This is a genomic window from Mycolicibacterium celeriflavum (assembly GCF_010731795.1).
In the GTDB taxonomy this organism is placed as follows: domain Bacteria; phylum Actinomycetota; class Actinomycetes; order Mycobacteriales; family Mycobacteriaceae; genus Mycobacterium; species Mycobacterium celeriflavum.
The window spans coordinates 1,815,306-1,830,116 of record NZ_AP022591.1 but is presented as its reverse complement, the minus strand read 5'-3'; the positions used below and the strand labels follow the sequence as shown (position 1 = coordinate 1,830,116).

The following is a 14,811-nucleotide window of genomic DNA, read 5'->3' as shown; positions in this document are numbered from 1 at the left end:
TGCCCCCATCACAGTCCGAGAGCCGACTTGGCCAGGATGTTGCGCTGAATCTCGTTGCTGCCGGCGTAGATTGAGCCGGCCCGGTCGTTGAAGTAACGCAACGGCGCGACGGCCTGCCAGGGCTCGCCGCTGAGATAACCATCCGGCGGCGGCTCGAACTCGGCGATCGGCCCGCCCGGGCAGGTGGCGTGCGGCTGGTACACGCGGCCGCGAGGGCCCGCGGCCTCCATGGCCAGTTCGGTGATCGCCTGGCTCAACTCGGTTGCCAGCACCTTGAGCATCGACGAGGCCGCGCCGGGATTCTTGCCCTGAGCCACCGCCGCGAGCACGCGGTACTCGAGGATCTCGAGAACCTCGGTGCGTATCCGCGCGTCGGCCAGCTTGCGGGCGAAGGCCGGGTCGTCGATCAGTCGACCGCCGCCCGGTCCCGGCTCACCGGCCGCGACCGTGGCGATCTCGTGGGCCATCACCTGCAGTGCCGGTGAGGACGCACCGCCGCCCCGCTCGAACTCCAGCAGATACTTCGCGACGGTCCACCCGTCATCGATCTCGCCGAGGACGTTGGCCTTGGGCACCCGCACCTCGTCGAAGAAGACCTGGTTCTGCACTTCCTCACCGGACGTCATCACGAGGGGGCGGATCTCGATGCCAGGGGAAGCCATGTCGATGAGCACAAACGTGATGCCCTGCTGCTTCTTCTGCGTTCTCGACGTCCGCACCAGCGCGAACATCCAGTTCGCTTCGCGGGCGTGCGTCGTCCAGATCTTGCTACCGGTGCAGATGAGATCACCAGCCGATTCATCGTTGACCGCCGCCATCGACAGCGCCGCCAGATCGGAGCCCGCCTCGGGTTCGGAATAGCCTTGGCAGAAGAACACCTCACCGGTGAGGATGCGGGGCAGGAAGAAGTCCTTCTGGGCGTCCGTGCCGAACTTGATCAGGGCGTGGGCCACCATCCGGATGCCCATCGGCGACAGCGAGGGTGCCCCCGCGAGCGTGGACTCCCGGCTGAAGATGTAGTGCTGGGTCAGGCTCCAGTCGCAGCCGCCGTACTCGACGGGCCAGGCCGGGGCGGCCCAGCCGCGTTCGTGGAGGATCTGTTGCCACTGCATGCTCGCGTCGTGGTCGGCGTACACGCTGGTCATGAGGCGACCGGCGCGGCGCAGCTCCGGCGTCAACTTCTCGTCGAGGAAGTTGCGCACCTCGTCACGAAACGCCGTGTCGGCCGCCGACCACTTGAGGTCCATCGTCGATCCCCTGTCTGCTTGGCGCTCTACACAGTAAACCTAGTTGACTATGTCGTCGGAAGTGGGGGTGGCTCAAGTGAATGGCCGTTCTGCTGCGCCGGTCATCGCGCTCGGGGTCGTCGCGCAACCCCGACGTGGGGTTTGACCACGTAGTGCGCCGTCGGATGACACCCTGTTACAGGTGGCGGGAGAGCATCCGGGTCCGGGGGAGGGCGCCGTTTCGGTCAAGGATGTGGGGCGGCTGCTGTTGCGCTGCGCGGACCGACCCGGTCTCGTCGCGGCCGTGAGCGCGTTCCTCGCCGGCGCGGGGGCCAACATCGTCTCGCTCGACCAGCACGCGACCGAGCAATCGGGCGGCACCTTCATGCAGCGCACCATCTTTCACCTGCCCGGCCTGACCGCCGCCCGCGACGATCTCGAACGTGACTTCGCCGCGCAGGTGGCCGAACCGTTCGGGATGGACTTCCGGCTCACCGAGGCGGCCAAACCGAAACGGGTGGCGATCATGGCCTCCAAGGAGGACCACTGTCTGTTGGATCTGCTGTGGCGCAACCGGCGCGGCGAACTCGACATGTCCGTGGCGATGGTGATCGCGAACCATCCGGACCTCGCCGAGCAGGTGCGGCCGTTCTCGGTGCCGTTCATTCATGTGCCCGCGACCAAGCACATCCGCGAGGAGGCCGAGAGCCGCCAACTCGACCTGCTGCGCGGCAACGTCGACCTGGTGGTGCTGGCGCGGTACATGCAGATCCTCACCCCGCGGTTCATCGCAGAGGTCGGGTGCCCGCTGATCAACATCCACCACTCGTTCCTGCCGGCCTTCATCGGCGCTGCTCCGTATCGGCGGGCCAAGGAACGCGGAGTGAAGCTCGTCGGCGCGACGGCGCACTACGTGACCGAGGACCTCGACGAGGGACCGATCATCGAACAGGACGTGGTGCGGGTGGACCACCGGCACGGCGTCGACGACCTGGTGCGCCTGGGCTCGGATGTGGAACGGCTGGTTCTGTCCCGAGCGGTGCTGTGGCACTGTGAGGACCGGATCATCCGATACGGCAACCAGACGGTGGTCTTCTAGCCGGTACGAAGGAGAACTAGTGAAGAAGTTCAGCGACCTCGACGAGTTGATCGCGGCCGAGGGCAGCCAGCTCGGCCCCACGGAGTGGCTCGAAGTCACCCAGGATCGCGTCAACCTGTTCGCCGACGCGACCGAGGACCATCAGTGGATCCACGTCGACCCGGAGAAGGCGGCGAACGGGCCGTTCGGCGGGACGATCGCGCACGGCCTGCTGACGTTGTCGCTGCTGCCGCACTTCTCGCACCAGCTGTACACGGTCGGCAACGTCGCGATGGCGATCAACTACGGCTACAACAAGGTTCGGTTCATCACGCCGGTGAAGGTCGGCGCCAAGATCCGCGCCAGGGCGGAGCTGACGAAGATCGACCAGCTCGAGGGCGCGGTGCAGTCGACCATGACCACCACGGTGGAGATCGACGGGTCGGAGAAGCCTGCCGCCGTCGCGGAGTCGATCGTCCGCTTCATCCGCTGATCCGGCGGCGGTCAGTACTGCGTCATGCCCTGATCGATCGAGATCGCCGCAGCGGTCACATTTTTCGACTCGTCGCTGGCGAGCCAGCAGACCGCGTCGGCGATGTCTTCCGGCTCGGCCGCCCACGTATTGAGGAAGGGCGTGATCATGTGGGCGAGTTGCGGATAGGTCTCTATGGCCCGACCCAACGAGCCGATCATGTCGCCACTGCCCATCAGGGTGTTGACCGCGCCGGGGTGCACGCTGTTGACGCGAATCGAGTGCCTGCCCAACTCGGCCGCGAACGCCCGTGCCATTCCCGTGACGGCGTGCTTGCTGGCGGTGTAGTGCACCATGAACGGCTGCATCTTGATGCCGGCGGCCGAACTGATCAGGATGATCGATCCGCCTCTACCGCCGTCGATGATCTTCTGTGCCCCCGCCATCACGGTGTTCCACGTGCCGGTCACGTTGATGTCCATGACGTCTCGGAAGTCTTCGGGTGCAATGGAATCCCACGTCTGCGGCGCCGACACCCCGGCATTGGCGACGATGACATCGAGTCGCCCGAACTCTGCCACCCCCTTGTCGACCGCCTCGCGCAGACCGTCGACGTCGCGGACGTCGACGACCGAGGTGAGGATCTGGCGCCCGGTGGCCTCGACCAGTCGGGCGGTCTCGGCGAGGTCCTCCGGCGTCGCAGGGTCGTAGGGCACACAGGCCGGCAGCTTCCCGGCGATGTCGACCGCGATGACGTCGGCGCCCTCACCGGCCATCCGCACGGCGTGTGCGCGACCCTGGCCGCGGGCCGCTCCGGTGATGAAAGCGACTCTGCCGGCGAGTCTTTGGGCGCTCATGTGTTCTCCCGCTGTGCAGCCTTGACGAGGTTCGACCCGATGATGAGCCGTTGGATCTCGCTGGTCCCCTCGTAGAGTCGCAGCAGCCGGACGTCGCGGTATATCCGCTCGACGGGAACTTCGCGCATGTAGCCGCTGCCGCCGTGGATCTGGACGGCGAGATCGGCTACCTCGCCGACCATTTCGGTGCAAAACAGCTTCGCCGCCGAGGGGGCCAACCGGCGGTCTTCGCCGGTGACCCACTTCCGTGCAGTATCGCGGACAAGGGCGCGGCCGGCCAGTACGCCGGTCTGCTGGTCGGCGATCATCGCCTGCACCAGTTGGAAGTCGCCGATCGGGACGCCGCCCTGTGTCGCGGTGGCGGCGTAGGCCACCGACTCGTCGAGCGCGCGCTGTGCGGCCCCGACGGCCAGCGCGGCGATGTGCACACGCCCGCGCGCCAACGAGATCATCGCGGCCCGGTAGCCGATGTCCTCGCTACCGCCGACGAGGGCCTCGGCCGGCACGCGCACGTCGTCGAAGCTGACGTCGGCCGTCCAGGCGCCTTCCTGACCCATCTTCGCGTCCTTGACGCCGACGTGGACGCCCGCGGCGTCGGCGGGCACCAGGAACACCGCGATGCCGGCGCCGTCCGCGTCGGCCGGACGCGTGCGCGCGAAGACGACAAACAGGTCGGCCGTCGGCGCGTTGGTGATGAACCGCTTCTGCCCGGTAATGACCCAATCCGTTTCTCGCGCGGCGGCTTTGGTGCGCAGACCGGCGGGATTGGACCCGGCGCCGGGTTCGGTCAGCGCGAACGACGCGACGACGTCGCCGGTCGCCATCGGCTCGAGCCAGCGCGCTTTCTGTTCATCGGTGCCGAACCCGACGAGGACCTGCCCGGCGATGCCGTTGTTGGTGCCGAACATGGACCGCAGGGCCAGCGAGGTGTAACCGAGTTCCATCGCCAATTCGACGTCCTGCGACAGGTTCAACCCCAGACCGCCCCACTCCTGGGGGATCGCGTAGCCGAACAGTCCCATCTTCTTGACCTGCTCGCGCAGGTCGTCGGGCACCCTGTCGCTGGTCAAGATCTCCTGTTCACGCGGGATCACCGCGGTCCGGATGACGTGACGAGTCTGCGCCAGGATCTCCTGGAAGTCCTCGTCGCTGACCTCGGCCGTCGTCATCGCCTGGTGCTCCTTCTGCTGCTTCTTCGCCGCGAACATTCATCTCGACCCGAGTCGAGCGGTGATCAACATCCGGCACCCCGGACTGGCGCGATCATATATGAAATATGATGTTCGACCGATGGGGCCCTCGACGGGCTCCGCGCGACGAGAAGGGTGAGCTAGGTGTCGTTGTTGTTGGGACAGACGGCCGTCGTCACCGGCGGCGCGCAGGGCCTCGGCTATGCGATCGCGGAGCGGTTCATCGCCGAGGGCGCCCGCGTGGTGCTGGGCGATCTCGACGTGGCTGCGACGGAGGAAGCGGCCAAGCGACTCGGCGGCGGCCCCTCCAAAGACCCAGCGGCGCTGGCGGTGCGCTGTGACGTGACCAAGGCCGACGACGTCTCGGCACTGGTCGCCGCGGCGGTGGAGCGGTTCGGCGGTCTCGACGTCATGGTGAACAACGCCGGAATCACCCGCGACGCGACACTTCGCAAGATGACCGAAAAGCAGTTCGACCAGGTCATCGCCGTGCACTTGAAGGGCACGTGGAACGGGTTGAAGGCGGCCGCGCCGATCATGCGCGAGAACAAGCGTGGCGCGATCGTCAACATGTCGTCGATATCGGGCAAGGTCGGTCTCGTCGGGCAGACCAATTACTCGGCGGCCAAGGCCGGCATCGTCGGCATGACGAAAGCGGCCGCCAAGGAACTGGCGCATCTGGGCGTACGGGTCAACGCCATCCAGCCCGGGCTGATCCGGTCCGCAATGACAGAGGCCATGCCGCAACACATCTGGGACCAGAAGCTCGCAGAGGTGCCGATGGGCCGCGCGGGCGAGCCGGACGAGGTGGCCAAGGTCGCGCTGTTCCTGGCCAGTGACTTGTCGTCGTATATGACCGGCACCGTCCTCGAGGTCACCGGCGGGAGGCACATCTGATGCGCGACACGGTCATCTGCGAGCCGGTACGCACACCGATCGGCCGCTACGGCGGCATGTTCAAGTCGCTGGCCGCCGTCGACCTCGGCGTCACCGCGCTCAAGGGTCTGCTCGATCGGACCGGAATCGAGCCTGCCGCAGTCGAAGACGTCATCCTCGGCCATTGCTATCCGAGCAGCGAGGCGCCCGCGATCGGGCGGGTGGTGGCGCTGGACGCCGGCCTGCCGGTGACTGTTTCCGGCATGCAGGTCGACCGGCGGTGCGGCTCGGGGCTGCAGGCCGTGATCCAGGCTTGCCTGCAGGTTGCCAACGGCGACAACGACGTTGTGGTCGCGGGCGGCGCCGAGAGCATGAGCAATGTGACGTTCTACTCGACCGACATCCGCTGGGGTCCGGCACGCGGCGGCGTCATGCTGCACGACTCGCTGGCGCGCGGCCGCACCACCGCGGGCGGCCGGCACTACCCGGTGCCCGGCGGCATGCTCGAGACCGCGGAGAACCTGCGCCGTCAGTACGGCATCTCGCGACAGGAGCAGGACGAGCTCGCGGTGACGTCTCATCAGCGCGCCGTGGCAGCCCAGAAGGACGGCATCCTTGCCGAGGAGATCGTGCCCGTCACGGTGCCCACCCGTCAGGGGGAGGAGCTGATCGACACCGACGAGCATCCGCGTCCCGACACCTCGATCGAGTCGCTGGCGAAACTGAAACCCGTTCTCGGCAAGGATGATCCGGAGGCGACGGTCACCGCGGGCAATGCGAGCGGCCAAAACGACGCCGCATCGATGTGCGTGGTGACCACCCGGGAGAAAGCCGACCAACTGGGACTGACCCCACTGGTCCGGCTGGTTTCCTGGGCGTCGGCCGGAGTGGCTCCGAACGTGATGGGCATCGGGCCGGTTCCCGCCACGGAGGCCGCATTGGCGAAGGCCGGTCTGACGCTCGCCGACGTGGATCTGATCGAGTTGAACGAGGCGTTCGCCGCGCAGGCACTCGCTGTGATGCGGGAGTGGAACTTCGGCGCGGCCGACCGGGAGCGCACCAACGTCCACGGCTCGGGCATCTCGCTCGGGCACCCGGTCGGCGCGACCGGCGGGCGAATGCTGGCGACGCTGGCGCGCGAGCTGACCAGGCGCGGCGCCCGCTATGGATTGGAGACCATGTGCATCGGCGGGGGGCAGGGGCTGGCCGCGGTGTTCGAAAGGGTTGGCGCATGACGAAACTCGCTCAGACGGTGGGCCTCACCGAAGTGCAGACCGAGATCCTCGCGACGGTGCGCCAGTTCGTCGAGAAGGAGATCATCCCGAACGCACCGGAGTTCGAGAAGACCGACACCTATCCGCAGGCGATCGTCGACCAGATGCGGGAGATGGGTCTGTTCGGCTTGATGATCCCCGAGGAGTACGGAGGACTCGGGGAATCGCTGCTGACCTATGCGCTGTGTGTGGAGGAGCTCGCCCGCGGCTGGATGAGCATCTCCGGGGTACTCAACACGCACTTCATCGTCGCCTACATGTTGCGCCAGCACGGCACCGACGGGCAGAAGCAGCGCTACCTGCCGCGGATGGCGACCGGGGAGACCCGCGGGGCGTTCTCGATGTCGGAACCGGGACTGGGATCCGACGTCGCCGCGATCCGCACGAGGGCGAGCCGCAACGCCGACGGCACCTACCGGATCGACGGGCAGAAGATGTGGCTGACCAACGGCGGCACGTCGACGTTGGTCGCGGTGCTGGTGCGCACCGAGGAGGGTGCCGACAAGCCGCATCGCAACCTGACCGCCTTCCTCGTCGAAAAGCCGGTCGGCTACGGGGAAGTCGTGCCCGGGTTGACGATTCCCGGCAAGCTCGACAAGCTCGGCTACAAGGGCATCGACACCACCGAGTTGATCTTCGACGGCTATGTGGCCCAAGGCGACGACGTTCTCGGCGAGGCACCCGGGCAGGGGTTCTTCCAGATGATGGACGGTATCGAGGTGGGCCGGGTCAACGTGTCGGCGCGGGCCTGCGGTGTGGGCATTCGCGCCTTCGAGCTCGCCGTGCGCTATGCCCAACAGCGGCAGACGTTCGGCAAGCCGATCGCCGAACACCAGGCCATCGCGTTCCAATTGGCGGAGATGGCAACCAAAGTCGAGGCTGCCCACCTGATGATGGTCAATGCCGCGCGGCTGAAGGACTCCGGTGAACGCAACGACGTCGCGGCCGGAATGGCGAAGTACCTGGCGAGCGAGTTCTGCTCGGAGGTCACTCAGCAGAGCTTCCGCATCCACGGTGGCTACGGCTACTCCAAGGAGTACGAGATCGAGCGGTTGATGCGCGATGCGCCGTTCCTGTTGATCGGCGAAGGCACCAGCGAGATTCAGAAGAACATCATCAGCAAGCGGCTGCTCGCGGACTACCAGGTGTGACGGTGTCGGCCCCCGATTTCGCGTCTCGGCCACAACTGGCCGAGGACGTCGCGCGGTTCGTGCGAAAGCGCATCTTCGACGGCACCTATGCTGCCGGTGAGTATGTGCGACTCGATCAACTGGCGGCGGAACTGGGCATCAGCGTCACCCCGGTGCGCGAGGCGCTGTTCGAGCTGAAGGCCGAAGGTCTGCTCGCGCAGCAGCCGCGCCGTGGGTTCGTCGTGTTGCCGGTGACGGGGCGCGATCTCACCGATGTGTCGAATGTGCAGGCGCACATCGGAGGTGAGCTCGCCGCGCGGGCCGCCGTCAACATCAGCGACGAGCAGTTGCGCGACCTCGAGCGGATCCAATCCGATCTCGAGGAGGCGTACGCCGCCGGTGACGACGAGCAGGCCGTCCGACTCAACCACGAGTTCCACCGCGCGATCAACGTCGCCGCCGATTCACCGAAACTCGCGCAGCTGATGTCCCAAATCACTCGGTACGCACCCGAATCGGTGTTTCCGGTGATCTCCGGTTGGCCCGAGAAGTCGAACGAGCATCACCGGCGGCTGCTCAAGGCCCTCGCCTGCCACGACGAAGACCTTGCCCGCGCGGAGATGTCGGAACACCTGGCCGCCGGCGCGAAGCCGTTGATCGAGCATCTCACCGAGCGGGGCGTCGTCAGCTAGTCGCGCGCAAGATCTCGCGCAGCCGACGGACGTCGACCTTTCCGGTCGCCTTGCGCGGGATGTCGTCGTCGGAGTCGGTGACAAGCCACACCGTCGGGACCTTGAACGCGCTCAACCGCTTTCGCGCCTCCGCGCGCAACTCGTCGACTGGACGCCCAGAGATCACGACGGCACCGACGGCGCCCGCCACGTCGGTGACGAACGCCTGCTGCACGCCGTCGACGGTGCGCAGCGCCTGTTCGACCTCGCTGGGGTACACGGTGGCGCCGCTGACCTTGAACATGTCATCGCACCGGCCGTGGTAGAACAGGAAGCCGTCGTCGTCCAGATGGCCGAGGTCGCCCGTGGGGTAGTAACCGTCGGCGGTGAAGACCTCCTCTCTGTTGCGCCGGCAGATCCCGCGCATGACATGAGACCCCCTGATCTGGATCATCCCGATCGTGTCGGCCGGCACCGGCTCACCGCTGTCGGGGTCGACGATGCGAACCTCCATGCCGTCGAAAGGTTTCCCGCAACTGCCCCAGGCGGACCTGGGCATGTCGGTGTCGGCCGGATAGCCGCAGTACGGGCCGAACGACTCGGTCATACCGAACAGGTTCGCCCGTGCGCCCGGTTCGCCGCGCTGCTCTGGCGGCAGCAGCCCCGCCAAGCTTCCGGGTCGCAGCGACGACAGATCGGCTCCGACAGCGGCGGATTGGCGTGCCAGCGCCTCTGCCTGGTCGGGCCAGCCGCGAAACAGCGTGACGCGTTCGCGTTCGACGAGGCGCAGCGTGGTATCCGGACGCGGAATTTCCTCGGTGACCAGTGTGGCGCCCGCCAGCAGCGCCGACAGGATTCCGCTGCCGAAGCCGCCTACCCAGAAGAACGGCATCGGCAGATACAGCCGGGTGTCGGCGTGGATGCAGCGCGCCGTCAGGCCCGACCGCACCGCACCCAAAGCGTTTCCGTGCGAGTGGATCACGCCCTTGGGCGGGCCGCTGCTGCCCGAGGTGAACATGATCGCCAGTGTGTCGCTGGGCGTGACGGCGGCGGCAATGTCATCGACCGGTGCCGAGCCTCCTGGGGGGAGCCGGTCGGCGCGCCAAACTTCGCGCAGTGCAGGAAGAATGCTCCGCTCGGCGGAGAGGCCGTCGAGGTAGCGGTGGCCGCGGAACTCCTCGACGGTCAGAAGGAACTGCACCGACGCCATGCGAAGCTGCGCAGCGAGTTCCGGGGGTTGTAGCAGCGTGCTCAGTGGCACCAGAACCGCGCCGATACGGGTCAGCGCGATCGCGATCCGCACCCACTCCGCACAGTTGGGCATGATCAAGCCGACCGGGGTGCCCTTGCCCACTCCGGCGTCTATGAACGCGGCCGCCAATTCCCGGCTACTGGACTCCAATTCGGAGTAGGTGATGCGGGTCGACGGATCGATCACCATCGGCTTTGCGCTGTCCTCGGCGGCGCGTAGGCGCACCAGCGCGTCGACGGTTTCACACATCGAACACCTCGATCAGCTTGGACTGATTGATCTTTCCGCTCGACAGAACCGGGATACGTGACGCCGGAACGGCGGCGAACCGCCGGGGAATCTTGTAGGCCGACAACTCGGTCTTCAGCCGCTCACGACAGGTAGCCTCGTCGAACGTTTCACCATCTTCCAGTGCGATGACGGCGGCCACCAGTTGGCCGCGTTCCGCGTCGGGCAGACCGATCACGTGCGCGACAGTGCCGCCGGTGACCTCCGCGATCGCCCGCTCCACCTCCGCGGGCGCGACGTTGGCGCCCGACGTCTTGATCATCGTGCCGCGCCGTCCGACGAAATAGAAGAAGCCGTCGGCGTCCGTGCGGACAAGATCGCCGGTGTGAAACCAACCATCGACGTCGAAACAGTCCTCGCGGCTGCGTTTGTAGTACCGCTTCATCATGAACGGTCCACGGGCGCAGAGTTCGCCGACCTCACCGACGCCGACGGGCCGACCTGTCACCGGCTCCATAACCTTGACCTCGAAGCCCGGAACCGGCCGGCCAAAGGACCCGCGCCGATTCTCGGGCTGGTCGGCTTCGTCCGCGCTGGCGAGGATGACACTGCCGGCTTCGGTCATGCCGAGCATGTTGTGACGCAACTCGGGGTCGGCGGGACGCGATTCGGGGGCCATGATCGGGTACAGGTTGCCACGCCGCATCGACGACAGGTCCCGGTTCGGCAGGCTCGGGTGCCGGGCCAGGTGGGCGATGCCCGCGACGAAGCCGTTGGTCATCGTCGGCCTCTCTGCCTCCAGCAGGTCGAGCGTCTCGCCCGCGTCGACGGCGTTGGAACACAACAGCGTTGCGCCGGCCAGCAACGTGGCGAGCACCGAGAACGCGTACCCGCCGATCCAGAAGAACGGCGAGTTGCTGAACAATTTCTCCTCGGCGGTCAGACCGCGGATCTCATTGAGGACCACCTGGTGGGCGAGCAGACCGGCGTGCGTGTGAACCGCGCCCTTCGGCGCGCTGGTCGATCCCGACGTGTACACGATCGCCAACACGTCGCAGGGTTCGACGTCGTCCTCGAGACCGGTCAGGAGTTCGGCGTCGGCCAGCGCCGTCGGCTCCCAGTCGATGAGTACCTGACGCAGCAGCGGAAGCCGTACGTCGGCGAGCCGCTGCCGGTAGTCATGTGAACGGTAAGCCGAGGTGGCCAAGAGGATTTCGACGTCGGCGTGGCCGAGCTGCTCGCGCATCTCGGTCGCGGTGGCCAACGTCGAGACGGGAACCACCACGGCGCCGATGCGGGCCGCGGCCAGCATCGCGACGACGAAAGCCGATCCGTTCGGGTACAGCACGCCGATGTGTGTGCCCTTGCCCGCGCCGAGTGCGATCAACCCGCGAGCCAGTCTGGCCGAGCGCCGTTCGGCGTCGGCATAGCTCAACCGGTCCGCATCACAGATCAACAACGGGTGATCGCCGCGCGCACCCACCTGCGCGCGCAACACCGCCCCGACGGTGTGCTCACGCATGGTCGACGGGATCGGCGAAGTACCGGCGCACCTCGCTCAGGTCGGGCTTGCCCGACGGTGTGCGCGGCATCTGCTCGACGATCGCTATGTCGGTGGGAATTTCGTAGCGCGCCAGGCGAGACCGCAGGAACTCCTCGAGCAGCGTTGCGTCGACCGGCTCGCGCAACTCCACCATCGCCACCGGCGTTTCACCGAGACGGTCATCGGGTCTGCCCACCACGGCGGCGCTGTGCACCGCGGGATGGCTCTCCAACGCGGCACGCACGTCGTCGGGCATGATCTTGAACCCGCCGCGGATGATCGCCTGGTCGGCGCGCCCCAGAATCCACAGGAAGCCGTCCGTATCGATGCGCGCCATGTCCGTGGTGCGCATCCAGTCCGCGTCCGGTCCCAACTGCCCCGGTTTGACCTCCAGCAGGCCAACCTGATTCTCGCCGAGCGGAGTACCGCGCTCATCGACCACCCGCAGTTGTGCGCCCACGCTGGCCCGGCCGACGCTGCCCCGCTTGGCCTGCCAGTAGCGCTGGTAGTCCGGCAACGTCCAGCCGGCCACGCCGCCACCGAACTCCGTTGCGGCATAGGACGTCAGGACCGGTATGCCGTACTTCTCTGTGAAGGCGTCGGCGTCCTCGGCGGACAGCGGCGCGGTTCCCGATGTGACCGCGCGGATGCTGGCGAGGTCGTCGCGGGTCAGGCCCGAATGCAGCACGGTGCGCAGCGCCGCAGGCACCAGGGACACCGTCCGCGGCCGGTGCCGGCGCACCGCATCGGCCCAGCAGTCCAGTTCGAAGCGGTCGAGTAGCGCGAAGGGCCGGCCCTCGCAGACGCACTGCAGGACGCGGAACACGCCGCCGATGTGCACCAGGGGCGAATTGACTATCGCCACGCCGCGCCGCAGTTCGGTCGGCGCCGGTGAATCGCCGACCACGCTGTGCGCCAACATGTCGTAGGTGAGGTCGACCCGCTTCGGAGGCCCGGTGGTGCCGCTGGTGAGCATCCGGACCGCGACGTCGGAGCGGCCCGCCGGCAGCGTGACGGCGTCCGGCACCCGGATCGGTTCGGCGACCGAGGAGATCGCCACGGTGCCGGTGTCGGCGGGCACAAACCGTGTCAGGTCGTCGCGTTCGCCGATCACCAGCGGCAGTTTCAAGTCCTCGATGTCGGCCCTGATACGGTCGTCACCGCGCGACGGATTGATGACGACCACGGTCGCGCCGGCCAGCAGCACGCCGAGAAAGCTCGCGACGTGGGCGGGAGTGTTGCGCAGCAACATCCCGATCTGAGCGCCGCGTACGCCGACCGCCTCGATCTGACCGGCGAGACCGGCCACCTGACCCCACGTGATCCACCCGCCGTCGTATTCGATCGCCGATGCCTGCGGGCGCATGCCGATGACGTCGCGGATACGTGCGCTGAGCCGGTGTTCGGGCATCAGCGGATTCTCGGAGCGGATCGAGGCGGTGCCGGTTGGCCGGCCAGTTCGGCTTTGCCCAACGGGTTTCCCAGCCGGGTGTAGATCAGGTTCTGCTCCATCGCGGCGCGGTAGGGCTTGTCCAGCGACTCCCAGATCGCCTTGACCGTGCCCTGCGTCGCCGACGGCGGTTTGGCGGCGATGGCCGCGGCGATCTCGTGCGCACGCGCCCATAACCGGTCGCCGGGTACGACTTCGGTGACCAACCCGATCTGCTGCGCGGTCTGCGCGCTCACCCGCTCGTCGTTGCCCATCAACGCGATCCGCAGCGCCTGGGCCAGTCCGACCCGACGCATCAGCCCGATCGGCTCCAGCGCGCAGACCAGGCCGGCGCTGACGTGGGAGTCGAAGAAGGTGGCGTCCTCGGAGCAGATCACCACATCGGCCTCGTTGACGAAGTAGAACGCGCCGGCGGTGCACATGCCCTGCACCGCGCATACCACCGGCTTCCACATCTTCTGCCACTTCGGGCTGAGGTGCTCGCCGGGATCCTCGTGGTTCCAGACGTTGTCGGGCTGGCCGTAGGGCGTCTTGATGTCCAGCCCCACGCTGAACGCCCGCTCGCCCGCGGCGCGAAGCACCACCGCGTTGACGGTTTCGTCGGCCTTGACCAGGCCCCACACCCGCGACATCTCCTCGCACATCGTTCGATTGAACGCGTTGAGCGAATCTGGTCGGTTCAGCGTGATGGTCGCGACCCGGTCGGTGGAATCAACGTCGAGCAGGAGCGTTTCGAACGTCGTCATCGGCTTCGTCATCGGCACTGCCAGTTCGGGGGACGCTTCTCCATGAAGGCCTTCGGTCCCTCGAGCGCGTCCTCGGTGCGAACAACGCGCTCGCGGAACGTCTCGGCGAGGATCTCGGCCTCGTGCAGCGGCAGGTCGAGTGTCTTGTGGATGGTCAGGCGGGTGCCGCGAACGGCCAGCGGGGCGTTCGAGTTCACGATGTCGGCGATCTCGTGTGCGCGTTCGAGCAGCCGCTCGTGCTCCACCACTTCGCTGATCATGCCCAGTTCGTACGCCCGCTGCGCGCTCATCCGTTCGTGTTTGCCCATCAGCGCCATTCTCAGCGCGATGTTGCGGGGCAGCACCCGGGCCAGCCGCACCATCTCGCGGGCGGCCACCAGTCCGATGCTCACGTGCGGGTCGAAGAACGTGGCCTGATCCGAGGCGATCGCGATGTCGCCGGTGGTGATCCAGTCCAGCCCTGCGCCGCAACACAATCCGTTGACCGCGGTGATGACCGGCTTGGCCATCCGCCGGAACGGCGGCGTGCCCTCCTGCGGCGCCTCCCACTGGTCGTAGGTGGACAGATACGGGCGCTCATAGATCACCCGCCCGTCCTCAGGGATCTCGCCGACGTCGGCGCCCGTGCAGAACGCCCTGCCGGTACCCGTCATGATGACGATCCAGATGTCGTCGTCGTTCTCGGCGTCTTCGTAGGCGGCGCGCAGCTCGGTGATCATGTGGGGGCTCAACGCATTCAGGGCGTTGGGCCGATTCAACGTGATGGTGGCCTTGCGCCCGTCGACCTCGTAGGTGATGTCAGTGAAATTGGTGGACAA

Annotated in this window: 14 protein-coding genes; 6 read left to right on the top strand and 8 right to left on the bottom strand. The window is 67.1% G+C overall.

Annotated features, from left to right (window positions below; genetic code table 11):
• Positions 1-8 precede the first annotated feature (8 nt).
• Positions 9-1,247, bottom strand: a complete 1,239-nt coding sequence (locus tag G6N18_RS08960; protein ID WP_083002027.1) for an acyl-CoA dehydrogenase family protein — start codon at positions 1,245-1,247, stop codon at positions 9-11.
• A 181-nt stretch (positions 1,248-1,428) separates the two neighbouring features.
• Between G6N18_RS08960 and purU the strand changes: the two genes are divergently transcribed.
• The gene (gene purU / locus G6N18_RS08955; RefSeq protein WP_083002026.1) at positions 1,429-2,325 is read left to right on the top strand and encodes a formyltetrahydrofolate deformylase; all 897 of its coding nucleotides are present in this window, start codon (positions 1,429-1,431) and stop codon (positions 2,323-2,325) included.
• Between the two features lie 19 nt (positions 2,326-2,344).
• On the top strand, positions 2,345-2,797 hold the full coding sequence (locus tag G6N18_RS08950; protein WP_083002024.1) for a MaoC family dehydratase: 453 nt from the start codon (positions 2,345-2,347) through the stop codon (positions 2,795-2,797).
• Positions 2,798-2,808: 11 nt separating this feature from the next.
• Here G6N18_RS08950 and G6N18_RS08945 read toward each other — a convergent pair whose 3' ends face one another.
• Both G6N18_RS08945 and G6N18_RS08940 read right to left on the bottom strand, forming a co-directional pair.
• On the bottom strand, positions 2,809-3,633 hold the full coding sequence (locus G6N18_RS08945; RefSeq protein ID WP_083002022.1) for a mycofactocin-coupled SDR family oxidoreductase: 825 nt from the start codon (positions 3,631-3,633) through the stop codon (positions 2,809-2,811).
• Positions 3,630-4,802 carry an acyl-CoA dehydrogenase family protein gene (locus tag G6N18_RS08940; protein WP_083002190.1) on the bottom strand — a complete coding sequence of 391 codons (1,173 nt, stop codon included), beginning with the start codon at positions 4,800-4,802 and terminating at the stop codon, positions 3,630-3,632. Before G6N18_RS08940 ends, G6N18_RS08945 begins: the two co-directional genes overlap by 4 nt.
• 165 nt (positions 4,803-4,967) lie before the next feature.
• Between G6N18_RS08940 and fabG the strand changes: the two genes are divergently transcribed.
• The 4 genes from fabG to G6N18_RS08920 are packed head-to-tail and all read left to right on the top strand — an operon-like array spanning position 4,968 to position 8,795.
• Positions 4,968-5,720, top strand: a complete 753-nt coding sequence (gene fabG, locus G6N18_RS08935) for a 3-oxoacyl-ACP reductase FabG (RefSeq protein WP_083002020.1) — start codon at positions 4,968-4,970, stop codon at positions 5,718-5,720.
• Complete coding sequence (locus G6N18_RS08930; RefSeq protein WP_083002018.1) at positions 5,720-6,934, top strand: acetyl-CoA C-acetyltransferase; 1,215 nt, start codon at positions 5,720-5,722, stop codon at positions 6,932-6,934. The genes fabG and G6N18_RS08930 overlap by 1 nt, the downstream gene beginning before the upstream one ends.
• Positions 6,931-8,124, top strand: a complete 1,194-nt coding sequence (locus G6N18_RS08925; protein WP_083002017.1) for an acyl-CoA dehydrogenase family protein — start codon at positions 6,931-6,933, stop codon at positions 8,122-8,124. Before G6N18_RS08930 ends, G6N18_RS08925 begins: the two co-directional genes overlap by 4 nt.
• A 2-nt stretch (positions 8,125-8,126) precedes the next feature.
• Positions 8,127-8,795 carry a GntR family transcriptional regulator gene (locus G6N18_RS08920; protein WP_083002186.1) on the top strand — a complete coding sequence of 223 codons (669 nt, stop codon included), beginning with the start codon at positions 8,127-8,129 and terminating at the stop codon, positions 8,793-8,795.
• On the opposite strand, the gene G6N18_RS08915 is transcribed toward G6N18_RS08920, so the two are convergent.
• The 5 genes from G6N18_RS08915 to G6N18_RS08895 are packed head-to-tail and all read right to left on the bottom strand — an operon-like array spanning position 8,788 to position 14,811.
• Positions 8,788-10,275, bottom strand: coding sequence for a class I adenylate-forming enzyme family protein (locus tag G6N18_RS08915; protein ID WP_083002015.1), 1,488 nt, complete (start codon positions 10,273-10,275; stop codon positions 8,788-8,790). The genes G6N18_RS08920 and G6N18_RS08915 overlap by 8 nt on opposite strands.
• Positions 10,268-11,776 carry a class I adenylate-forming enzyme family protein gene (locus G6N18_RS08910; protein ID WP_083002013.1) on the bottom strand — a complete coding sequence of 503 codons (1,509 nt, stop codon included), beginning with the start codon at positions 11,774-11,776 and terminating at the stop codon, positions 10,268-10,270. The genes G6N18_RS08915 and G6N18_RS08910 overlap by 8 nt, the downstream gene beginning before the upstream one ends.
• Positions 11,769-13,208, bottom strand: coding sequence for a class I adenylate-forming enzyme family protein (locus G6N18_RS08905; RefSeq protein ID WP_083002012.1), 1,440 nt, complete (start codon positions 13,206-13,208; stop codon positions 11,769-11,771). The genes G6N18_RS08910 and G6N18_RS08905 overlap by 8 nt, the downstream gene beginning before the upstream one ends.
• Positions 13,208-14,005 (bottom strand): enoyl-CoA hydratase/isomerase family protein, encoded by a 798-nt coding sequence (locus G6N18_RS08900; protein WP_407663562.1) that lies wholly within the window; start codon positions 14,003-14,005, stop codon positions 13,208-13,210. The genes G6N18_RS08905 and G6N18_RS08900 overlap by 1 nt, the downstream gene beginning before the upstream one ends.
• Entirely contained in the window at positions 14,002-14,811 is an 810-nt protein-coding gene (locus tag G6N18_RS08895) for an enoyl-CoA hydratase/isomerase family protein (protein WP_083002010.1), read from the bottom strand. The genes G6N18_RS08900 and G6N18_RS08895 overlap by 4 nt, the downstream gene beginning before the upstream one ends.

Bases quoted from the DNA above. Each gene is read 5' to 3' on its own strand.
- G6N18_RS08960 (WP_083002027.1), bottom strand. From the start codon at position 1,247: ATGGACCTCAAGTGGTCGGCGGCCGACACGGCGTTTCGTGACGAGGTG.
- G6N18_RS08945 (WP_083002022.1), bottom strand. From the start codon at position 3,633: ATGAGCGCCCAAAGACTCGCCGGCAGAGTCGCTTTCATCACCGGAGCG.
- G6N18_RS08940 (WP_083002190.1), bottom strand. From the start codon at position 4,802: ATGACGACGGCCGAGGTCAGCGACGAGGACTTCCAGGAGATCCTGGCG.
- G6N18_RS08930 (WP_083002018.1), top strand. From the start codon at position 5,720: ATGCGCGACACGGTCATCTGCGAGCCGGTACGCACACCGATCGGCCGC.
- G6N18_RS08925 (WP_083002017.1), top strand. From the start codon at position 6,931: ATGACGAAACTCGCTCAGACGGTGGGCCTCACCGAAGTGCAGACCGAG.
- G6N18_RS08915 (WP_083002015.1), bottom strand. From the start codon at position 10,275: ATGTGTGAAACCGTCGACGCGCTGGTGCGCCTACGCGCCGCCGAGGAC.
- G6N18_RS08910 (WP_083002013.1), bottom strand. From the start codon at position 11,776: ATGCGTGAGCACACCGTCGGGGCGGTGTTGCGCGCGCAGGTGGGTGCG.
- G6N18_RS08905 (WP_083002012.1), bottom strand. From the start codon at position 13,208: ATGCCCGAACACCGGCTCAGCGCACGTATCCGCGACGTCATCGGCATG.
- G6N18_RS08900 (WP_407663562.1), bottom strand. From the start codon at position 14,005: ATGACGAAGCCGATGACGACGTTCGAAACGCTCCTGCTCGACGTTGAT.